Source organism: Haloarcula onubensis (assembly GCF_031624605.1).
Taxonomy (GTDB): Archaea; Halobacteriota; Halobacteria; order Halobacteriales; family Haloarculaceae; genus Haloarcula; species Haloarcula onubensis.
In genome coordinates, this window is sequence record NZ_JAMQOS010000001.1 from 38,011 (window position 1) to 57,685 (window position 19,675).

At 63.9% G+C, this 19,675-nt stretch carries 19 protein-coding genes; 12 read left to right on the forward strand and 7 right to left on the reverse strand.

Features of this window, described 5'->3' with window-relative positions; all coding sequences use genetic code 11:
- Positions 1 to 7 precede the first annotated feature (7 nt).
- On the forward strand, positions 8 to 517 hold the full coding sequence (locus tag NDI86_RS00255) for a hypothetical protein (protein ID WP_310898382.1): 510 nt from the start codon (positions 8 to 10) through the stop codon (positions 515 to 517).
- 17 nt (positions 518 to 534) lie between these two features.
- Here the strand turns inward: NDI86_RS00255 and NDI86_RS00260 are convergent, their stop codons facing one another.
- Positions 535 to 798, reverse strand: coding sequence for a hypothetical protein (locus NDI86_RS00260; RefSeq protein ID WP_310898383.1), 264 nt, complete (start codon positions 796 to 798; stop codon positions 535 to 537).
- Between the two features lie 360 nt (positions 799 to 1,158).
- On the opposite strand from NDI86_RS00260, the gene NDI86_RS00265 reads away from it, so the two are divergent.
- On the forward strand, positions 1,159 to 2,502 hold the full coding sequence (locus tag NDI86_RS00265) for a DUF4397 domain-containing protein (protein WP_310898384.1): 1,344 nt from the start codon (positions 1,159 to 1,161) through the stop codon (positions 2,500 to 2,502).
- Positions 2,503 to 2,521: 19 nt separating this feature from the next.
- Here the strand turns inward: NDI86_RS00265 and NDI86_RS00270 are convergent, their stop codons facing one another.
- Both NDI86_RS00270 and NDI86_RS00275 read right to left on the reverse strand, forming a co-directional pair.
- Positions 2,522 to 2,869: a hypothetical protein gene (locus NDI86_RS00270; RefSeq protein WP_310898385.1), complete on the reverse strand. Its 348-nt coding sequence runs from the start codon at positions 2,867 to 2,869 to the stop codon at positions 2,522 to 2,524.
- A gap of 104 nt (positions 2,870 to 2,973) precedes the next feature.
- Positions 2,974 to 5,193 (reverse strand): alpha-amylase family glycosyl hydrolase, encoded by a 2,220-nt coding sequence (locus NDI86_RS00275; protein ID WP_310898386.1) that lies wholly within the window; start codon positions 5,191 to 5,193, stop codon positions 2,974 to 2,976.
- A 123-nt stretch (positions 5,194 to 5,316) separates the two neighbouring features.
- Between NDI86_RS00275 and NDI86_RS00280 the strand changes: the two genes are divergently transcribed.
- Complete coding sequence (locus NDI86_RS00280) at positions 5,317 to 5,991, forward strand: class I SAM-dependent methyltransferase (protein ID WP_310898387.1); 675 nt, start codon at positions 5,317 to 5,319, stop codon at positions 5,989 to 5,991.
- 30 nt (positions 5,992 to 6,021) lie between these two features.
- Entirely contained in the window at positions 6,022 to 6,882 is an 861-nt protein-coding gene (locus tag NDI86_RS00285) for a DUF5995 family protein (protein WP_310898388.1), read from the forward strand.
- A gap of 6 nt (positions 6,883 to 6,888) precedes the next feature.
- On the opposite strand, the gene NDI86_RS00290 is transcribed toward NDI86_RS00285, so the two are convergent.
- The 3 genes from NDI86_RS00290 to NDI86_RS00300 form a co-directional block, all read right to left on the reverse strand.
- The gene (locus NDI86_RS00290) at positions 6,889 to 7,851 is read right to left on the reverse strand and encodes a DUF7972 family membrane protein (protein ID WP_310898389.1); all 963 of its coding nucleotides are present in this window, start codon (positions 7,849 to 7,851) and stop codon (positions 6,889 to 6,891) included.
- Between the two features lie 77 nt (positions 7,852 to 7,928).
- Positions 7,929 to 8,312 carry a hypothetical protein gene (locus NDI86_RS00295; protein ID WP_310898390.1) on the reverse strand — a complete coding sequence of 128 codons (384 nt, stop codon included), beginning with the start codon at positions 8,310 to 8,312 and terminating at the stop codon, positions 7,929 to 7,931.
- A gap of 109 nt (positions 8,313 to 8,421) precedes the next feature.
- Positions 8,422 to 9,228, reverse strand: coding sequence for a lamin tail domain-containing protein (locus NDI86_RS00300; RefSeq protein ID WP_310898391.1), 807 nt, complete (start codon positions 9,226 to 9,228; stop codon positions 8,422 to 8,424).
- Positions 9,229 to 9,331: 103 nt separating this feature from the next.
- On the opposite strand from NDI86_RS00300, the gene NDI86_RS00305 reads away from it, so the two are divergent.
- The 7 genes from NDI86_RS00305 (at position 9,332) to NDI86_RS00335 (ending at position 16,097) form a co-directional block, all read left to right on the forward strand.
- Complete coding sequence (locus tag NDI86_RS00305; protein ID WP_310898392.1) at positions 9,332 to 10,327, forward strand: DNA methyltransferase; 996 nt, start codon at positions 9,332 to 9,334, stop codon at positions 10,325 to 10,327.
- A gap of 223 nt (positions 10,328 to 10,550) precedes the next feature.
- Positions 10,551 to 11,663 (forward strand): GNAT family N-acetyltransferase, encoded by a 1,113-nt coding sequence (locus NDI86_RS00310; protein ID WP_310898393.1) that lies wholly within the window; start codon positions 10,551 to 10,553, stop codon positions 11,661 to 11,663.
- A gap of 338 nt (positions 11,664 to 12,001) precedes the next feature.
- Positions 12,002 to 12,910 (forward strand): alkaline phosphatase family protein, encoded by a 909-nt coding sequence (locus NDI86_RS00315; protein ID WP_310898394.1) that lies wholly within the window; start codon positions 12,002 to 12,004, stop codon positions 12,908 to 12,910.
- Between the two features lie 441 nt (positions 12,911 to 13,351).
- Positions 13,352 to 14,371: a tyrosine-type recombinase/integrase gene (locus tag NDI86_RS00320; RefSeq protein ID WP_310898395.1), complete on the forward strand. Its 1,020-nt coding sequence runs from the start codon at positions 13,352 to 13,354 to the stop codon at positions 14,369 to 14,371.
- Between the two features lie 42 nt (positions 14,372 to 14,413).
- Positions 14,414 to 14,548: a hypothetical protein gene (locus NDI86_RS00325; protein ID WP_310898396.1), complete on the forward strand. Its 135-nt coding sequence runs from the start codon at positions 14,414 to 14,416 to the stop codon at positions 14,546 to 14,548.
- Positions 14,549 to 14,598: 50 nt separating this feature from the next.
- The gene (locus tag NDI86_RS00330) at positions 14,599 to 15,594 is read left to right on the forward strand and encodes a hypothetical protein (protein WP_310898397.1); all 996 of its coding nucleotides are present in this window, start codon (positions 14,599 to 14,601) and stop codon (positions 15,592 to 15,594) included.
- The gene (locus NDI86_RS00335) at positions 15,591 to 16,097 is read left to right on the forward strand and encodes a hypothetical protein (RefSeq protein ID WP_310898398.1); all 507 of its coding nucleotides are present in this window, start codon (positions 15,591 to 15,593) and stop codon (positions 16,095 to 16,097) included. Before NDI86_RS00330 ends, NDI86_RS00335 begins: the two co-directional genes overlap by 4 nt.
- Before the next feature lie 949 nt (positions 16,098 to 17,046).
- Here the strand turns inward: NDI86_RS00335 and NDI86_RS00340 are convergent.
- Positions 17,047 to 18,642: a hypothetical protein gene (locus NDI86_RS00340; protein ID WP_310898399.1), complete on the reverse strand. Its 1,596-nt coding sequence runs from the start codon at positions 18,640 to 18,642 to the stop codon at positions 17,047 to 17,049.
- 313 nt (positions 18,643 to 18,955) lie between these two features.
- On the opposite strand from NDI86_RS00340, the gene NDI86_RS00345 reads away from it, so the two are divergent.
- A complete protein-coding gene (locus tag NDI86_RS00345; RefSeq protein ID WP_310898400.1) occupies positions 18,956 to 19,591 on the forward strand; it encodes a hypothetical protein in 636 nt (211 codons plus the stop codon).
- Positions 19,592 to 19,675 lie beyond the last annotated feature (84 nt).

Below are 19,675 nucleotides of genomic sequence, written 5' to 3' on the forward strand. Positions count from 1 at the left end.
TGTCGGTATGTTGCGTCGACTGCGCGAGAACGGCCCCGTCGTACTCGTCCCGCTGGCGTGGACGTTCGCCACCGCCGCCCACCTGGACCTGCTTGCGCTTCGTACCGTCCTCATCGCGCATCTGGTGATGGACGCCATCATCGCGGCCTTCACCGTCCTCTCGTGGCGGGAGATGACCGACGGCGTCCTGCTGGTGTGGCGCCGCGTCCTCGTGGTCGGACTCGGCGTCACGCTCGTCGGGACCGCCGCCCTGTCAGTCGACCCGCCGGTCGACCCGTTGCTGTCGGCGACAGTCCTCGGGTGGATGCTCGTCCCCGCGGCCGGACTCGTCGCGACCGGACGGCGAATCGACCGCCGCCCGCGGGCCTACACGCTCGGTGGCGCCGTCAGCGCCGTCGGTGCCGTGGTCTATCTCGGTGGGGTACTCGCTCCGCTCTCCGCGCTCCTCCTCGCGGGGCTGACCATGGCGAACGTCGGCCAGACCGCGGGTATCGTCGCCGCTGTCTACGACTACTGAGCCGTTCGTAGCGACGTTTAGAAGGAGGCCAGTCCCTGCTTGAACTTCTGGATGATGTCTTTCTGCTGGAGGTAGCTCGCGGCCGCCAGCATCGTCGGTGCCCAGAGCCCGACGAAGATACCGGTCTCTTTCTCGCCGCGGATGTAGAAGTTGTACCAGGCGAACAGTACCGACCCGGCCGCCGCGGCCGCGATGGGGTCACCGGCGGACATCGGCGTTCGGTCGGCTACTTCGTCGACTTTCTCCTTCGCGTTCGAATCGTCTTGCTGTAGCACTGACATTGCGTTCGGACAAAGTGCGGTAGTCGCCTCGCCGTGGTGCCTGCATCTGCAGGTGGATTTAGTACGCACACACCGACGATTCACCCCGGTCAGACACTCGCTGTGGCGGGTCACGGCTCACGCGCCGGGGACTGGCGGTCTCGACGGTTCGACTTCGGCGGCGGGGCGTCGCGCTCGCCTGTCGTGCCATGCCGGCCACGGGATAGCGTGCAGTGTCAGGGCGAAACCACCGCCATACGGCCGTTGCGATGCCGTTACCGGCGCCTGTGAGCGCGTGACGGCGGGCCAACAGTGGATACGGTCGGCTTTCTGTGAGTGTCGTGTCGATAACAAAGCCGACGCTCGCGCTAGCTCGGGCCGATGATGGACGATACGACACGCAGACAGGTCATCCAGGGTGTGGGAGTAATCGGCCTCACGGGCGCCGTCGGTGGCGTCGCGGCTGCACAGGAGGGGTCACCGACCCCGACAGCGGGGGAGACGGCGCTTCGGGTCACCCACGCCTCGCCGGACGCGCCGCCGGTGCGCGTCCGCCTCGACGACCAGACCGTCGTCGAGAGCCTCGACTTCGGCACCGTCACCGACTACCTGACCGTCGACCCGGGCACCTATCGGCTCCGAATAGTGTCGGCGGCGGGCGGCGGGTTCCTCGGCGGGGTGCTCGGTGACCTCTTCGGTTCGAACCAGCAGGGCGACGCGGTGCTGTACGACCAGGAAGTGACTATCGAGCAAGGGACGACCTACACCGCCGTCGCCTACGGCGAGGTCGGACAGGGGCCCGCGGCGACGCCGGGCACCGCGACGTCGAACGGCACCGCCACGCCCGACGGCGGCACGACGCCGACCCCGGCGACGACACCACAGGAGTTACAGATGGGCGGCGGTCAGGCGGTCCCGCTCGTCCAGGACCTCGCCTTCGGGGAGGCGGCGAGTGCGACCGTCCCGGCGGGTGACTACAGGCTCCTCGTTCGGCCAGCCAACGGCCTGGTGACGCCCCAGAACGGTACGATGATGACCCAGAACGGTACGATGACGCCCCGGAACGGTACAACGCCGACCGGCGGAGAGGAGGCGCCCGCCGGCACGCCTGCGTCCGGGACGGAGTTCCAGGTCGCGCTCCTCGAAGACGACCTCTCCAGTCCGCCCGGGGGCGAGTCGCGCGTCCGCGTCTTCCACGCGGTGCCCGACGTCGGGCCCGTGAACATCGTCGCGACGCCGCTGGGCGGCCAGATGACGCCCCAGGGCGGCCAAGCGACACCCCGAGGCGGTCAGGGACAGGGCGGCGGCCAGGGCGGCGGTCAGGGCCAAGGTGGTGGCCAGGGCGGCGGTCAGGGCCAAGGTGGTGGCCAGGGCGGCGGTCAGGGCCAAGGTGGTGGCCAGGGCGGCGGTCAGGGACAGGGCGGCGGCCAGGGCAGCGGTCAGGGACAGGACGGCGGCCAGGGCAGCGGTCAGGGACAGAACAGCGGACAGGGCGGCCAGGCCCCGCCGCTCAGCGCCGACGTCTCCCTGGCGGCGGGCACCGTCTACAGCGCGTTCGCGGTCGGCTACGCGGACCCGGCCGCCGCGGCCGGGGGGACGTCGACAGCGGGAACCTCGACGGACGGCTCGCCGACTGGCAGCCCCGACGGGGCGCCTCCCGGCTTCGAACTGCTCGTCGCCGAGACGGCGACCGACGGCGAGCGCGTCCAGAGCGGCGGGACCTGAGAACTGCCCGGCGACCGGCTCACTCGCCGATTCTCTGCACGATACGCGTCGCCAGCCGCGCGGCCGTCTGCCCGTCGACCGGCGCGGGAATCAACACCGACTCCGTCTGCCACTCGCCGCTCCCTTTCAGCTTCCCGGTGCGGACCTCTGCGCCGGGTGCGATGTCCTGTGCCGCGTGGGCCGCCCAGTCGGGGGTCCGAATCGTCGCGAAGTCCTCCAGGTTCCGGAAACGGACGTGGACGTACTCGTCGCCCTGCTCGACCTTCTGGACGCCGCCGGCCCGGCTCTGCTGTCGGTACTGTGGCTGCTGTCGTTGGCGTCGGTCGTCGCCCTGTTCTGGCCGTCGGTGTGGCGGTCGTTGGCTCATGGTGTCTTCCGTTCCCGCGACGCTCCAGCGACGTGCCGACCGGGCCAGCGGGGGCTCGACCTTCGCTCTCGACCGGCAAGACCCACCGGCCGGAAGCTGCCGGGTCAGCCGCCACAGTCGAACAGCGTCGGCGTCGACAGCACCGCGAGGCGGTCGACCTCGACCGTGACCCCGTCGTCGCTCCGGTCGACGGCCACGTTGGCGCCCGTGAACAGGTCCGTGGTGTCGACGACGGGCCGGAGCGTCACCCGACGGGGGTCGGCGGCGAAGTTCACGACGACGACGCGCTTTGCCTCGCCCGCGTCGCGGCCGAAGACGAGCACGTCCTCGGGCGTCTCGGTCCGGTAGGCCGGGCGCACGAGGGCGGCGTCCGGTCCGAGCGCGGGCGAGTCGTGGTAGAAATCGACGAGTTGCCGGTAGAACGCCAGGTGGCTCTCCGGACGCTCGTCCCAGTCGACGAACGCGCGCTTGTAGGGGTCGCGCTCGATGTCGTCCTCGCGGTCGGGGTCCCCGGCGAATGCGAACGCACGGCGCTCGCCGTGGCGGGTGATGAGCCGCTCCTGGCCGTAGTAGAGCATCGGGACGCCGGGGAGCGCGAACGCGGCGGCCGCCGCGGCGCGCGCGACCGCCGCCGGGTCCTCGCGGTCGCCGACGGCGGCCTCGTGGGCGAGGCGCGCCTCGTCGTGGTTCTCGGTGGCGTTGAGGAGGCGGGTGTAGCGAGGGAAGCCGTCGCGCTCGCGGGCCTCGACGGCGTCGAGCAGGTCGCCGGGCGGGCGCTCCCCGCGGGCGACGGCGACCGCGGCGTCGGTGAAGCCGGTCGTGTCGAAGTGCAGGTCGAACTCCGAGGCGGCGAAGGCGGGCGTCCGCGGGATGGCCTCCTCCAGCAGCAGAAAGTCGGCGTCCATGGCCCGCACGCGCTCGCGGACCTCCGCCCAGAAGCTGTGGGGCACCCCCCAGGCGATGTCACAGCGGAACCCGTCGACGCGTTCGGCCCAGAACTCGACCGCGGCGAGCAGGTGCTCGCGCAGCGCGACGTTACCGTGGTTGAGGTTAGGCTGGAGCCGCACGCCGAAGAAACTGGTCTGTGCCGGTGCGGCGTCGTGGTGACTCGGTCCCCGCTGGCGGTCGAACCAGTCGAAGTAGTCCGAGGACTCGTCCCACGCCTCGATGTCCGGGAACTGATAGGGGTCCTCGGGCTCCTCGCCCAACTGTGCGATAGTATCCTGAAAGAACGGGTGTGTCCAGCCGCAGTGGTTCGCGACGAGGTCGAAACACACGCGGATGTCGTGGTCGTGACACCGGTCGACGAACGCCTCGAACTCGGCGAGCGTCCCCAGGTCCTCGGCCACGTCGAAGTAGTCCGCCGTGCTGTAGCCGTGTGGCCCGCCCGGCGCCGTCTCCACGGTCGGACTCCAGGCCGGGACGACGGGTGTCAGCCACACCACGTCGACGCCCAGCCAAGCCAGGTAGTCGACGCGGTCGGCCAGCACGTCGAAGGTGGTCCCGTCCGGTTCACCACCGAACGAGCGCGTAAAAATCTCGTAGACGACGGCGTCGTCGAGCCAGTCTGGCGGGCGGTTGGGCAGCGAGACCCGCTCGCTCTCGGGGTCCAGCAGTATCTCGTCGCGCACGCCGACGCGCCGGCCGTCGAAGGGGGCCGCGTAGAGGCTCGTCGGCCCGTCGAGCGCGCTCGCTGGGACCCGGGCCGTCGTCCCCTCGACGGCGATATCGGCGGCGTCGAGCGAACTGGCGTCGTGGGGGAGGAACTCGACGGTGAGGTCGGAACCGACGGCGTAGCTGTCCGGAGCGAGTTCGGGGTTCGACTCGACGACGAACGTCTCGGTGGCGGAGTCGTACCGGCCCGACAGTTCGATGCGGGGCGGTCCGCCGCCGTCGTGCCGGCCGCCTCCGCCGACCCCATCGGTCGTCGCTTCGGTCCCGTCAGCGTCGAAGACCCGAACCGTCAACTCGTGGGTCCCGTCGGGGGCGTCGAGTTCGAGGCCGTAGGTCCCGGCGGCGTCCGGTTCGAACTCGGCGGTGTTGTGGGTCCCGTGGTCGTACCGGTCGCGGTCGTCGTACGGCGTGGGTGTGTACTGTACCGCGGCAGCGCTTCCCGCCGGTCGCGAGGCGACTGACCACGTGAACGTGTCGGCGCCGTACTCGTCGGGGTCGCGCTCGGGCGTTCCCGCTATCGTGGGCGCGAGGTTGTCCCGGTCGAAGCCGTGTTCGACGTCGACGAACACCGGGTCGACGATGCGGTCGCCGGTTCGGAGGAATCGCGGCGGGCCGGGGTGGTGACTGTCGCGCGGCGTCTGGATGTCCATCCCTGTTCTCCCCGTTGGGTCGCCGTCGGAGATGAGCGTTTGGACTCTCGTGTGGTCACGAGTGGTCCGGGGCGGTATGCATCGCCTAACAATACCGCTGATACCGGTAGGGGCGCTAGGCAGATGTCACACGCGGACTGGGCCGTCCAGGACGGCGCCGTCGTCGAGCAGCCACGCGACGTGCAGCGCCACCCCCTGCTGGCGGCGATATACGACAGCCACGACGAACTCATCGCGGACTACCTTCCCGAGGGCGAGACGCTCGAACTCGCCTTCGGCCGACATATCCATCCCCGGGCGGACGTCGGGACGGAGGCCTGGCGGTCGAACGCGGTCGGCGTCGAGCGGCCGGCGGTCCTCGGGGACGCGCGTTCGCTCCCGTTCGACGACGGCGTCTTCGACGCGGTCATCGGCCGCCGGTTCCTCCATCACGTCCCCGAGGCCGACCGGGCGGACATCCTGCAAGAGGCAAACCGGATTCTGCGACCGGGCGGCCGGGTCGTCCTCGTCGAGGGGACCCCGGGGCTGTACCGCCGGCTGACGAAGGGGGCGGCCTTCCACCTGGGCCTGCTGGACGACGACAACGACCGCTACGGCCACCTCTCGGAGGCGGCGGTCACCGACCTCGTTCGGGACTCGTTCGCCGTCGTCACCAAGCGGACGCTCGGCTCGCCGCTCATGCTCGCGAGCATCGCACGGAGCCCCCTCGCCGCGTCGCTGTTCCCGCTGTACGAGCGGACACAGTGTGTCAAGTGGTGGACGTTCGTCGTCGGTCGGAAGCCGGCGAGTGACGGCTAGAGCTAAGCGTTCGTCCGACGAGTATCCCGTATGACTGCCACTCGGTCGCTGGATGGTCGCCGGTACCGGCGGCTCCGGTCGGCCGCCCGCGCCGTCGGGACGCCGCGGTCCGTCCCCGACGAACGGTCGGGCGACCCGGACCTGCTGGCGCTCGTCGCGGCGCCGTACACCGACGTCGACGCGGTCCACGAAGGGCTCGGGGAACTGCTCTCGGCGTTCGAGGCCCGGGACGACCGCCGCGCGGTCTTTCTCGGCATCTACGCTCGCATGACCGCCGCGGTCGGCCGCCGCATCAAGCGCGGGGCCTTCGCGGACCCGGCGTGGGTCGCCGACTACCTCGTCGCCTTCGCCGACCGCTACCGGGTGGCCGTCCGGGCGTTCGAGGCCGGCGACGCCGACGCGCTGGCCGAGCCGTGGTCTCTCGCGTTCGAGGCCGCCGAGCGCGGCGACTCGCTGGTGCTCCAGGACGCGATGCTCGGGGTCAACGCCCACATCAACTACGACCTGGCGCTCGCGCTGGACGACGTCGGCGTCGGCACCGACCGCGCCGCGAAGTACGCCGACCACTGCGCCATCATCGACGTCATCGCCGGGCTGGTCGACGAGGCACAGGACGGGCTGGCCGACCGGGACGCCGACGGGCTGGCGACGCTGGATAGCGCGCTGGGGCGGTTCGACGAGTGGCTGACGGTGACGACCATCGACGAGTGTCGCGACAGCGCCTGGCGGACGGCGGTCGCGATGGACTCCCGCTTCCGGACCCGGCGCCGACTCGCGCGCTGGCTCAACGACCGCACCGCGACCGGGGCCGCCCACCTCATCCGGGGTTCACAGGCCAGCGGGACCGTCCACGGCGCGCTCGTCGACCTCGAAGGGTCGGCGGGCGAGTGACTGCCGCTACAGCTCTTCTGCGCCCGTCGAGAACTGCGTCGTTGTCGCCGTGCGCCGCGCGATGGTCGCCGCCCGCAGGACGTACGCGAACACGACCGCGAGCGGCGCGAGTCCGACGGCCGCCGCCGCGTAGATGAGCACCGGCGGGAGCGCCACCGGCGTGGGCCCGCCGAGCCCGACGAACCGGACGAGCACGAGCGTCATCGCTATCTCGGCGGGGACGCCGACGTACAGCAGCACCCGCGACATGTTCGAGAGGCTCTCGCGCGTGAACAGCTGCTTGTAGTGTTCGCGGGTGACGACCAGCAACTCGAGTTGCGTGGCGAGCCGGTCGAGCAGCTCGCGGTCCGCCCCCGACAGGGACGCCCCGGACCGGAGCTGCTCGGCCCGGTGGTGCAGCGCCGCGGCGTCTATCCGCAGCAGGGCGATGACGACGTCGTCCGTGGCGTCCATCTCGCGGTCCAGCGCCGCCCGGACCGACTCGACGTCCGCGGCGAGGTCGTCCGCGAACACCGCGACCGCCCCGTCGTCAGGCGCCCCGTCCGCCCGGAGCGACACTACCGTCTCGCCCATCGCGTCGGCCAGTTCGCGGGCGAAGGCCGCGGGCGTGAGAGGCGCCGACTCCTGGTCGCTGACCGCTTCGACGTCCTCGCGGAAGTCGCGGATACCGGCTATCTCGCCCCTGAACTTCCCGGGCGATTTGAGCTCCCGCGTGAGCACGAGCTGGTTGATGGAGAGCACGATGGTGAGCAGGTTGAGGTTCCCCCCGATGAACGCGCTGAACACGTAGAACAGCGGCGTCGTGTTCCGGTCGGTCAGCGGCCCCAGCGGCTCGACGGCGAGCAGGAGCGCCAGCGTGACGACGACGATTCCCCCGGCGACGACGAGTCGGTTGCCGCCCAGTAACAGCCAGTCTACCGCCCGGTGCGTGACCGGCCGTCGCCGCTCGCTGTGAGTGTCGGTGGACATTCGGACCGTGTTCTCGGTACGAACACGGCGGCCGGCCGTGGTCTGCTCTTCTCTTGCGCTCGCAGGCCGGGCGCCGGCTAGTCGTCGGCCGGTCCGAGTCGCTCGACGAGAAGCCGGACGTCGTAGTCGCTGTCCGGCGCCGCGGGGAACGGGACCCCGCTCGCCCGCGCACAGTCGCCGTCGTCGACGTTTCGGGGCGGAGCAGAGCCAAACAGCGTCGTCAGCTTCGCCGTGCCGGTCCCGTCGTCGACGACGATGTCGGTCTCACCGACAGACCGGATTTCGCCCGTGATGCTCACTGTTCCCGCCGCCCCGGCCGACGCCGTCGCGTTCACGTTCTCCGTCACCGTCCCGATTTCGTCGTCTCCCGGCCCACAGCCGCCGAGTATCCCGCTACACCCCGACACCGACGCGCCGGCGCCCGCCGTCCCGATGAGTTTCAACGCCGTCCGTCGCTTCATTACGGCGTATCAATCTGCGCTGCGACGAATAAAATTTCCCCTCGTCCCCGCTGAACGAACGGCCGGCACACCAGTCCCGCGACCGCTGGCTGACCTGCCCGCGTCCTCGCTACCCCCCGCTCTTGTACGTCTCCGTCAGCACGCGCTCGCCGTCGGCCGTCTCGACGCGGACGGTCGTCCCGCTGGCCGGCAGGACGTCCGCCGCGACGTCCCAGTACCGATGGGTCTCGGAGTCGTCCCCCGCGTCGCCGTGGAGCGTGAGCTGGTCGCCGGGCTGTACGGTGGTCCCGTCGTCGAAGCGGTATGACTCCCCGGCCTCGGTCTCGACGACCCACCCGGACATGTCGACCGGCGCCTCGCCCTCGTTCTCCAGGACGAGGTACTCGTCCGACCCCTGCCAGCTGTCGGGACCGACGCGCTGCTCGTGGAGTTCGTCCAGTACCACCGCCTCGGCCGCGTCGACCGACCCGCGAGCGGACTCGGTCATCGGCGTCGACTGGGCCGACGCCTCGGGGTCGCCCCCGGACGGCTCGCTCTCCGTCCGGTCGAAGATGGCCGGCTCGTCGCCGCCGGTGTCGCTGGTCGCCAGCTGGTCGCTGTCGACGCCGCGGGGCTCGGCCGTCTTCTCGGCCTCGCCGTCGCTGTCGCCGCGACGGACGAACTCGTACTCCCCCTGCAGGTCCTCGCTCGACTGACGCTCGCGATAGCGCAGCGCCAGCCCCGCCTCGTCCATCAGCTCGACGAAGCGCTCCCACCGGAGCCGCCGCCCCGTCGTGTCGTCCGCCCGCTCGACGCGAAGCTCGACCTGGCCGTCCGAGCGCTCGACGGCCGTCGGCACCGCGTCGCGCGCGCTCGCCCACTCCCGTATCAGGTCGCCGTTTGCCGTGGTCTGCCAGTCCGCAGAGCTGTCCGTCATATATCAGTTAACTAACTGGAGACGATAATACCCTTCGGGCGACACTCGACGCCGGCCGCGTCAGTACTTACACTTAACCCACGGGTGGACGCAAGGAGTCTGTATGAGCGACGAGTCGCCCGACCACAGACAGAGCCGTCTGTTCACCACCGACGACGGCGATTTCGACGAGGACCGGTCGAAAGCCGACGCGCTCCCCGTCGAAGACGGCGAAGTCGTCGACACCGGCGAACTCGCCGACCACCAGCGCTACGTCGAGGACCGCGGTATCTACGACGAGCGCAACCGGGTCAACGACCTCACCGGCCGGGAGTGGAAGTTCGCGACCAAGTCCGTCATCCCCGAGGGGTACCCCCCCGCCTTCCAGCACGACCTGCGGAGCGAACACGGCGGCCAGAAACCGCCGCGGCTCTGTCTGGCGCTCGTCCAGCGGTTCAGCAAGGCCGGCGACCTGGTGTTCGACCCCTTCGCCGGCGTCGGCGGCACCCTGCTGGGCGCGTCGCTGGCCGAGTACGAGGGGACCGGCCGCCGCGACGCCGTCGGCTTCGAGCGCAACGACCGCTGGATAGACGTCTACGAGACGGTTCTCGAACGGGAGAACGACGAGCGCGAGGCCCGCGGCGAGGGTCCGCTCGCCGCCCAGGACATGCGCCACGGGGACTGTGCCGACCTGGTCGCGGACGTCGAGACCGACGCGGTCGATTTCCTGCTGACCGACGTCCCCTACTGGGACATGGACAAGGTCGAACAGACCCGCAACGAGGCCGCGACGCGGGACAGCAAACTCGACGACTTCGACGGCGACGACCGCCAGACGAAAGCCGACTGGCTCGACGAGATGGCAGCCAAATTCGAGCAGTTCCGACGGGTGGTCAAACCGGACGGCTACGTCGCGGTGTTCATCGGCGATATGTACCGCGAGCAGTCCTACCACATGCTCTCTGCGGAGCTGGCGGACCGCATCGAGGCCGCCGGCTACACGATGAAGGCGAATCTCGTCTGGTACGACCCCTCCAAGGACCTCCACGTCTACGGCTACCCGTTTTCCTTTGTCCCCTCGATGGTCCACCAGAACGTCCTCGTCTTTCGCAACGAGTGACCAGCCCGGCGGTCGCGCCTGCCGCCGCTCCGGGTGCCCCGCGGTCGCGCCGTCGAGTTCCGAGCGGTCGATACGGCTCCCGCCGGCGCCGGTACGTCTCCCTTACCCCGCCCGAGTACGCGCTGCCGGCCCGAGTCGCCCACCGACGGCCGGTGGCGCCCGTCCCCGCGTTCGCGACGATAGCGTGAGGATTACAAGGCGTGTCTTGGCCGCCAGTTCTCACATGGCCGGGAACGAGTATCGAATTCGGCCGTACCGACCGAGCGACCGGGCGGGCTTTCTCTCGCTGTACGAGACTGTCTGGGGACACCGGAAGGACAGCGACTGGTTCGAGTGGCGATTCGAGGCGAACCCGTATCGGGACGGCGTCCAGATGATAGTCGCCGAGCACGACGACGGCATCGTCGGTGCGGAACCGCTGTTGCCGTTCCGGCTTCGGGTCGGTGACCAGCGGCTGGCCGCCTTCCAGCCGGTCGACTGGATCGTCCACCCCGACCACCGCCGACAGGGTCTGTTCACGCGGATGACCGAGCGGCTCCTCCAGCGCTTCGCCGACGACGCGGCCCTCCTCTTTAACTTCCCGAACGACGCCCTGCTGCCCGGGCTCCAGTCGTTCGACTGGCGCGTCGTCGGTGACGTCCCCACGAGCTACCGCGTCCAGAACCCACGCCCGCTGCTTACCGACGTCGTGGGACCGACCGCCGAACGCGCGCTCGACCCCGTCGTTCGGGTCGGCTCGGCGGCGATGAATCTGGGCCTCGCCGCTCTCGACCGCATCGGCGCGCCGTCGGCCGACGGCACCGTCGAGGTGTACGACGGCGTCCCCGTCCAGACGCTCGCGCGACTGTACGACGCGACGTCGCCGAGCGCCATCCACGTCCCGCGTGACGACGCCTATCTGAACTGGCGCTTCGACAACCCCAACTGGGAGACGACGACCTACGTCGCCGCGCCCGACGGCACTCCCGTCGCGAGTCTCGTCGCCGCGACCGAGGACCTCGATGGCTGTACGACCACGATGATTCTGGACGCCCAGCCGATGTGCGAGGTCGTCGACGGCGAGGCCATCGAGCGGCTCCTCGTCCGACTCCTCCGTGACCACCGCGACGCCGACGTGGTCAAAGCTCCCGGCTGGTACGCCCCGCAGCTCCGTCGCCGCTACGGCTTCTGGCACGACAGCGCCCTCTCGGCGTCCCGGCTCCCCAGCGTCTCCAGAGTCGCCGTCCGACCGCTCGCCACCGGCGACCTCGACGCCGACGCGTGGCACGTCGACGGCCGCTCGCTCGTCGACCGCGAGAACTGGCGGCTGACGCTCGCCGACCTCGATATCGAATAACAGGGGCTGTCGCTCTGTGACGGTCGACGGCCGCTACAGTTCCTTCCCGGTCGCCTCCTCGGCCACCTCTTCGACGCCCTCCGAGACGGCCTCGCTCGCAAGCCGATAACAAGCAGGTGCGGCCAAGCATCAGTAGACTATATTTGTGCTCTCGGACCCTCCGATACGGACTCCCCTCCCGGCTTGTATCGCCTTTACTTGCAGCATCACTGTACCCACGCTATTCATCGGTTGAACTGGGACAGATATTCCTTCTGGAATTCCCCGTATAGGACTCCCTGTCAGTAATATTCTACCCAAGCACAAGTGTTTCATATATTGGATGCTCTAAGAGCGGTATGGGAGCTCTTTCCTTCGTTGACCTTCTTAAACAGGGGCTCATGAACCCGAATAAAGTTCCGCCTTATTTCAGACGTAAAATAAACCAGTATAAGCACGTCCAGACAGCCACAAATATTTATGAAAAAAACTGGGATTTGCTGCTATTGCTCGACTGTGCGAGACCTGATATGATGCGAGAGGTACAGAATGACTATCGATTTCTCGATGAGATTGGGGAAATCACAAGCGTTGCTACCTGTTCGAGGCAGTGGATGGAAAATACGTTCGTCACAGAATATATGGAACAAATGGGACGAACTGTTCATGTAACGGCAAACACTGCGTCAGATGCTGCTCTATCAAAAAAGCAATTTCAGCATTTAGAAGAAGTCTGGCGCGATGGTTGGGACGAAGAACTCAGAACAATTCCTGCCGAAGAGGTGACGGACAGAACGATACACTTCATGAGAAAAACCGATGCTGAGAGATACATAGTCCACTACATGCAGCCTCACCTTCCATTCGTCACTCGTCCTGACATTGATAGCAGGGTTGTCACCACAGCCGGGGTGCAAGCCCAAGGCAAGAATCTCGCCGACCTGCATAAAGCGGGATACAGTAAAGAAGAACTGTGGGAAGCATCGCTCGAAAATCTAAGATATGTCTTAGATAGCGTCGAAGTTCTCCTCTCAAATGTGGACGCAGAGCGGGCCATCATTTCAGCGGATCACGGACAAGCGTTCGGGGAGGGGAACGTTTGGTCACACCCCTGCTTTGAATATATCGACCCTCTGACTCAGGTTCCGTGGTGTCTCACGTCAGCGACTGATTCTGGGAATTATACCCCAGAGTATGAACCAACAGCAACAACCGATGGCGACATTAGCTTGGAGGATAAATTGGAAGCTCTCGGTTACAAGGGGTGACACTCGTCAAGAATCCGTGGCCAGTGAACGCTCAAGACTGGTAGTAGAGGGCCCGGGAAGTCGGACAGTGGAGCACTTGTGACATTATCACGTGTTCTTATAGCGAAATCAACCCCTCCAGTGGGATAGGCTGTATTAATTGGCCGTCTCTGCGTGGGAGACATCCCAACTACGGGACAGCGTCGGCACTTTTAGTCATTGTTCAAACGGGGGTACAGCTCCACCTCTGAGGTTGTGAGCTATGCCCGAGAACCCGCACTTCGCGCAGAACCTCGGTCTACTTCGCATCCAAACGGGTGATTTCTGCTACTCGCGGTGTTGCTCGCAGCAGAAATGCCGCCTCCCGGATTTGAACCGGGGACAGCCCTCCCGTCCGGCGGTTTCACCGCCTTGAGCGGGGTCGGCTCACACCCTCGCAGGTGGGGCGTTTCGGTGGTCGAAATGAGTCAGGAACTCCAACCCATCTCACCGGAACGCGCAAAGAAAATGTATCTCGACGCTCGCAAGCGCGAGGTATCGCAATCGACCCTCGACGGCTACCACTACCGGCTGAAGCACTTCATCCGGTGGTGCAACGAGGTAGCCGACATAGACAACATGAACGACCTCACCGGACGGAAACTCCAAGAGTTCCGTACGTGGCGGCGTGACGACGGCGACCTGAAGCCTGTCACCTTGGAAGGGAACCTCGACGCACTTCGCGTCTTCATACGGTGGTGTGAGTCCATCGACGCAGTACCGCAGGGCCTTCACGAGAAAATCATCATGCCCACGCTCTCGAAGGAGGACGAACAGAGCGAGAGCATTCTGCCAGCCGAACAAGCCGAGGCTGTGTTAGAATACCTCCGACAGTACGAGTACGCCACCCGAGGCCACGTTGTCCTCGAAATCCTATGGCATACGGGGATTCGTCTCGGGGCATTCCACTCCCTTGACCTCGGAGACTACGACTCGGAGCGCGAAACCCTCGAAATCCGTCACCGGCCCGAAACCGGCACCGCGCTCAAGAACGGCAAAGAAGGCGAGCGAATCGTCGCATTGAGCGGCACGGTGTGTAGCGTTATCGACGGCTACATCGAACACAACCGACCAGACACGCGAGACGACTACGGTCGGAAGCCGCTCGTCACGAGCCGGTACGGTCGCCTCTCGCGGGGCAACGTCCGAGAAACGGTCTACAAGGTCACTCGGCCCTGCTACTATGGTGCGGACTGTCCCCGGAACCGCGACCCGGAATCCTGTGAGGGGACGCACTACAATGGCTACAGCAAGTGTCCGGTCAACGTCTCACCACACGACATTCGACGTGGCAGTATCACCGAACATCTCTCGAAAGATGTGCCGGAAAAGGTCGTGAGCGACCGTATGAACGTCGGCCCGGACGTATTGGACAAACACTACGACAAGCGAAGTGAGGAACAGAAGGTAGAACAGCGTCGTGGCTACCTCGAAGGGGTGTAAGCCACCCAAAGGGATTCACCCTTTGCGGCTGATAGTACGGGTATGAGCGACGAACAGAACCAGAATGAAATTCGCATACCAGCCGACGAAGAGGAAGTTGCCGAAATCGTTGGTGCGGAAACGGACGAAGAGAAGGCGCTTGCGGTCGCGCAGGCCCGTCTCATTGGCGACCTGTAGATAGCGCATAGTATCCACTTTTATATCAATTCGCTCCGAGGTGCCAGCCAATGCCTTCGGAGAAACTCGTCCCATACTCTTTCGAGATATACGAACACGGCAATCCTGACAACGGCTATAATCTCACCCAACTACACGCCCACGATACAGCGTTCGATGAAAACCACATTCTCGACTTGATGGAAACTCTGTTCTCGAATCAGGACACTAATCTCGAACCTTCGACTAACGACAAGACCTTCGTTATCGAAGAATACCATCGAGACGGGAATATAATCGAGGGAATCGTGTCTACGGGATACCACGGATACGAGGCCGAAATCCGTGATGTGGAATCAGGCGACATGACTCACCTGAAAGGCGAAGACGAAGCCGAGCAAATGCCGCTGTACTTCCTTATCTATCTTCCCCACACACGCGAAGGCAAGCCATACGATAATGGCCAGACCGCCCTAATCATCCTTCACCAAGTGAACCGGATTGGCGTGAAGGGGAAATTGAAGAAGCATATCGAACAAACGTGTCTCTCGGGAGTGACCGACTACACAATGAAGATGGAACCTGTCTCTACAGAAGAGGTCCTTGAGAAGGTCATTGAGGCAGACCGGGTGGCGAAGTTGGACATCAACGTCCGGAAAATTCCGGGCGACGACGAAAGTCGGATGGAATTGGTAAAGGGATTAAGCACCGAGGAAGTCGGGACACGCTCTCTGGTCCTCCGTCCGGAACATGGCGGGAATTTTCAGTGGGTGAAGAACAAGGCGGCGAGCCTCAAAGACCGCGATACGCACTTTGGAACAATTGTCAGCGATGATGTAGAAGACTTCACCGTGACCATTCAGAAAGACGGTGGTAGGAGCGAAACGTTCTCGCTATTGAACGAGGAAGTGGCTATGCGGAAAGACCTCGATAGTGATGAACTCCGAACTGACGCTGGCCTCATAACCGCACGTTCTCTCCGAAGTGAAGCAAACGACTTGGCCAACGACATTTTGGACCAGCAGATTGTAGAACCAGTTACCGGGACAGCCAACATCGAAAAATGATATTCGGCAATATCGGGAGTATCATCAGCGACCACTATTCATCTCTCGGCCAAGAGACTGGTCTAAAGAATCCTCTTGATTACATCGTATTGGCTGGTATCTTCGCCGTGTTCCCTGCCATCGTAGGATTCGTTCTCGCTAACTACGTCGTGCTTTGGTCGGGATTCATCACTGCTTCTGCTTCGGTCTTGAGCGTCCTGACAGGCTTTTCGATAAATACTATCATCCTGCTTATGAGGTACGACAAGGATGGTAGCCATCCCTACGAGGAACGGACAGTAAGAAAGACGAAGGAGTTCACGCTCTATGCGATTCTGGCAGGTGTTGTTCTCATAATCTGTCTGGTCTTCGGAATTGTGGTATCTCGTATAGACGGCACCGCTGGTTCGGGACTCGCATTTGTCGTGAGTGGAATCGTCTACAGCCTGATGGCGCACTACTTCTTGACGCTGTTAGTCATTACTCACCGGTTCTGGTCGTTGATACATGGCGATGTTCTTTGAGAGTTGGAGATATGCGCCGCACGTATAAAACGTATAAAGGCGTGGCAAACATCGGTGTCAGGAAAACAGCGGATTCGGCCACCAAACCTGACCCTCTCCGACTACCGCCACCACCCCATTCTCGGCCCGCAGTCCATCGCCCTCGCCTCTGAAGCTTGACGCCAGCGCCATGCCCCACGTCGATGATGACAACGCTCACGACCGGCACAGAGACGTTGTATCGCTTCATGCCGCTATGAAAATCTGTGGGTTCGACCACCGCTGAAACGGACTCTCAAGGAGAGAGCGAGACCGGTCACACATTTCGCTACCGCTCTTACAGTCCCCCACCCCAACCCCGGCTGTCCCGACCCGGCGACCCCCCGTCCCCACGGGGGCCACCCGCTTTCTCACCCCTAACAGCCTACCCCGCCCTACGGGGTACCCACCCGACCCCTGCCTCTCTGCGCTCTGCTGGTACCTGTGCCTGTGTTGCGAGTGTGTAAACCGGGTGGGCTACGGGTCGGCTGGCTCTACCAGAGACAGTCCCACAAGCTCGTAGAGGGCCGCTACAGCGTTCTCTACCAACCCCTAAACAACCAGTAGAGCGTCTAAAACCGGTTTCTCCCGTTTCGACCCCTTGCTGAAAATGAAAGGTATCGGAATAGCCGGTCGATTCGATTTGACCTGTTCACCCCCCTCATTCCAACATAGGGAATGAACAAGGAGACGCCCCGGTGGGTTGTCTAAAAACACCCCCGGTGTCGATTTCAATACGACCCGGTAGGAGTCCCACATCCCAACCTGATTTTGAGCGATTCGCCTTCGTCGCTCTGCTATTATCCCTATCAGCGAACCGGACTGATACCCATATCAAGTGGTGAGATTTCTTTAAATACCTCTGAATCGGATTCCATCGCTTCAGGCGCTCTATGGCCGTTCCCGCATAATAACTGATTTTCACTCTCCCTTACCGGGGCGAAGGAAGGTCGTCGTACTGTTCCGCGACACTCCGAAGGAACTTGTGGGTAATCTCTTGGCTGTACCGTTCCCCGTACTGTTCCCGGAACCATTCGTCCGCTCCGTCCCAACCACGGACGCGGAGTAGTCGGTTCGCAACGTCCAACCGTTCGTAGTGGCCCAACGATTCCACGTCGTCTTCTTCAGCCCGTTGCTGTAGCCGATACGCGTCGGTCGGTTGGAAGCCTTGGTCGTTCGTACTGGCTTCTCGTCTCGGGCCGTTCTTCCCCGCTGAACCAACTTCGTAGCCGAATGAGCGCAATTGGTTTAGTGCTTCTTGCCGTCCGTCTTTCCCTTCGTTGAACCACTTGGAATCGTTCAGCAGAGCGCCGACGACAACCTCTCGCTCAAACGAATCTTCAAGTTCGAGAATCCGTGAACTGGTGCTATTCCCGCCAAGGAGAACGATGGTGTCTCCCGGCTCGTACTCCCACTTCTTGTAGTCCTGCTTCGACAGTTGTACCGGCGCGTTCTCTTGCCACACGGTGTACTCACCGTCACAACCAACGGCTCCGTGGATGTACGTCGGGATATAGGTACGCCACTCTTCTCTACCGTTGACAGTCGTCTTCCGGCAGAACGGCATCCCCTTCACCTGTGCGACTACCACGCTTCGTCGCTGGTTCCCCGCGTTCGCGTAGGGACAGAACGGGTGACGGTTGTATCGCTTCCACAGCTCGACGTTCCCTGTATCGACCGGCTTGTCCCGCTGTTCGATAATCGGCGTCGGAACGTCTTTTATGACCCCCGATTCGTCAGAGAGGCTGTATCGGACGATTTCGGGCGTTCCCGCATAATAACTGATTTTCCCTTCCCCTTTGGGGGCGACACCACCACCAACCAGTTTCCCGATTCGTGCCTGTAACTTCTCGTCCGACGAGGTGGGTGAGATAGGTGCCTTCCTGATACCCGTATCATGATGTTCGGCACCGGGTAGCCGGACGAGGCTCTTCTTCGTGAAGTTCGAGGCGTCAACCGTTACCGTGGCGTTCTCATTGTACTCCTTTGTTCCCCGTCGCAACCGTCGAAGGGCGTCTTCGCTTGCCATGTAGTACGGGAGATGGACGTGAAGCGAACTCCCACCAGAGAAGAGCCACTTCGCGTCGTCCGGGTCTACCTCAAGGACTTCACGGATGAACCGTTTCAGCCCCGCTCGCATTTCGTAGTATGGCACGTCAGCGTCCGATTCTACGAAGACCGGATACCGGACGCGACCGTCGCCTTCGCACTCGGACTGTATCTTCGTGGCTATGCTCTTGTAGTCTCGAACGTTGAATCGGTCGTCCTTGGACACTAATTCGTCGTGCTTTGCTACTTGCTCGTCGGTGAGCAGGTAGACCGGCGAAACGAAATCAGCGACAGCTGGGACTGGCTCACGCAGGGAGTGAAGCCGATGGAACTGGTCGGGGTTTCCGTTGTCGCCTGTTTCAGCGTATCGTACGAATAGGGTAAGTCCGTCCGAAATCCGGAGCGCGGTTCGAGACTGGTCGTTCTCCCTATGCGTCAGGGTTATGTTCGTAGCGTGTGAATTACTCATGTCGTTCACCAGACGACAACTGGCGTCCACAGGAAGGGCAATCCAATACTCAATTCACCCTTCCAATTCCGTCCCTTGGGATTGCTTCCGTAGACCGTTTTGTCGTTACAGGGATTACGGCATTTGCCTGTATATGGCTTTTGCAGGCCCTCTTTCCCTATTTCGGGATGTTTCCTGATAGGGCTATCAAGAGCGACCTACCAGTCCCAACCGAACCCATGTGAATATGCTTCGATACCCTCCCGCTCGTCGGTGTTAAGTGGGGCCGCCGGAATCCTTTTGATATTTCTTGACGATAATATGACATAGAGGTGGCCCGCCAGTGAGCAACGCGGTAGATACGACGACTCGGGTCGTGTTGTGCTTCGACCGTGACGACACCCTTTCGGTCAACCCGCACCCCGACCACCGGGCTGTTCCGATAGGGTGGGTGCAATTTTTCGCTCACGAACTCGAAATTCCGGTTTTCGCAACCGGCAACCAGCACTTACGAGCCGAGGCGAAGATTCCGGGTATCCGTGAAGCCGAAAATGCATGGGAAGAGTACGTCACGGGCGAGCCATACGAGTACGAGAACAGCCAATTCGAGGATTTCATCAAGCCTCGTCGCCGTGACGGTCTTCGGCTCATTCGGGATGTGTATGAAGCCGCGTTCCCCGACCAAGACTTTCAGTTTGTCGTCGTTGACGACGCGGACGTGAGCGACCTGTCTGAAGAGGGGCCTTGGACCCACTACTTCCCGTGGGACTTCGTGAAAGCGGTCGAATCCGGGGACTTCGCTCTCGAAGAACCTCCGTCCGACGCCTACCGGAACGACGGTGTTCCGTTCAACTCGACCGACAACCCCGACTTCGACCACAACAAGAACGCCGCACTCGAAGAGATTCGCGCACAGGTTCAGGAAGGGCGGCCAGAAATCGGAGAAGGAGTGCATACCCCCAACAGCCCCGCCGAATAAACAAAGCCCCCTACCAGTCGGGAAGGACGTGGGCAGGCATATTCTGGCAACTACGCGCTCGTCGTCCCCGAACTTCACCGGAGC

Bases quoted from the DNA above. Each gene is read 5' to 3' on its own strand.
- NDI86_RS00330 (WP_310898397.1), top strand. From the start codon at position 14,599: ATGCCTTCGGAGAAACTCGTCCCATACTCTTTCGAGATATACGAACAC.
- NDI86_RS00290 (WP_310898389.1), bottom strand. From the start codon at position 7,851: ATGTCCACCGACACTCACAGCGAGCGGCGACGGCCGGTCACGCACCGG.
- NDI86_RS00260 (WP_310898383.1), bottom strand. From the start codon at position 798: ATGTCAGTGCTACAGCAAGACGATTCGAACGCGAAGGAGAAAGTCGAC.
- NDI86_RS00280 (WP_310898387.1), top strand. From the start codon at position 5,317: ATGTCACACGCGGACTGGGCCGTCCAGGACGGCGCCGTCGTCGAGCAG.
- NDI86_RS00265 (WP_310898384.1), top strand. From the start codon at position 1,159: ATGATGGACGATACGACACGCAGACAGGTCATCCAGGGTGTGGGAGTA.
- NDI86_RS00295 (WP_310898390.1), bottom strand. From the start codon at position 8,312: ATGAAGCGACGGACGGCGTTGAAACTCATCGGGACGGCGGGCGCCGGC.
- NDI86_RS00315 (WP_310898394.1), top strand. From the start codon at position 12,002: ATGGGAGCTCTTTCCTTCGTTGACCTTCTTAAACAGGGGCTCATGAAC.
- NDI86_RS00325 (WP_310898396.1), top strand. From the start codon at position 14,414: ATGAGCGACGAACAGAACCAGAATGAAATTCGCATACCAGCCGACGAA.
- NDI86_RS00275 (WP_310898386.1), bottom strand. From the start codon at position 5,193: ATGGACATCCAGACGCCGCGCGACAGTCACCACCCCGGCCCGCCGCGA.
- NDI86_RS00300 (WP_310898391.1), bottom strand. From the start codon at position 9,228: ATGACGGACAGCTCTGCGGACTGGCAGACCACGGCAAACGGCGACCTG.
- NDI86_RS00285 (WP_310898388.1), top strand. From the start codon at position 6,022: ATGACTGCCACTCGGTCGCTGGATGGTCGCCGGTACCGGCGGCTCCGG.
- NDI86_RS00320 (WP_310898395.1), top strand. From the start codon at position 13,352: ATGAGTCAGGAACTCCAACCCATCTCACCGGAACGCGCAAAGAAAATG.
- NDI86_RS00305 (WP_310898392.1), top strand. From the start codon at position 9,332: ATGAGCGACGAGTCGCCCGACCACAGACAGAGCCGTCTGTTCACCACC.
- NDI86_RS00310 (WP_310898393.1), top strand. From the start codon at position 10,551: ATGGCCGGGAACGAGTATCGAATTCGGCCGTACCGACCGAGCGACCGG.
- NDI86_RS00335 (WP_310898398.1), top strand. From the start codon at position 15,591: ATGATATTCGGCAATATCGGGAGTATCATCAGCGACCACTATTCATCT.
- NDI86_RS00255 (WP_310898382.1), top strand. From the start codon at position 8: ATGTTGCGTCGACTGCGCGAGAACGGCCCCGTCGTACTCGTCCCGCTG.
- NDI86_RS00270 (WP_310898385.1), bottom strand. From the start codon at position 2,869: ATGAGCCAACGACCGCCACACCGACGGCCAGAACAGGGCGACGACCGA.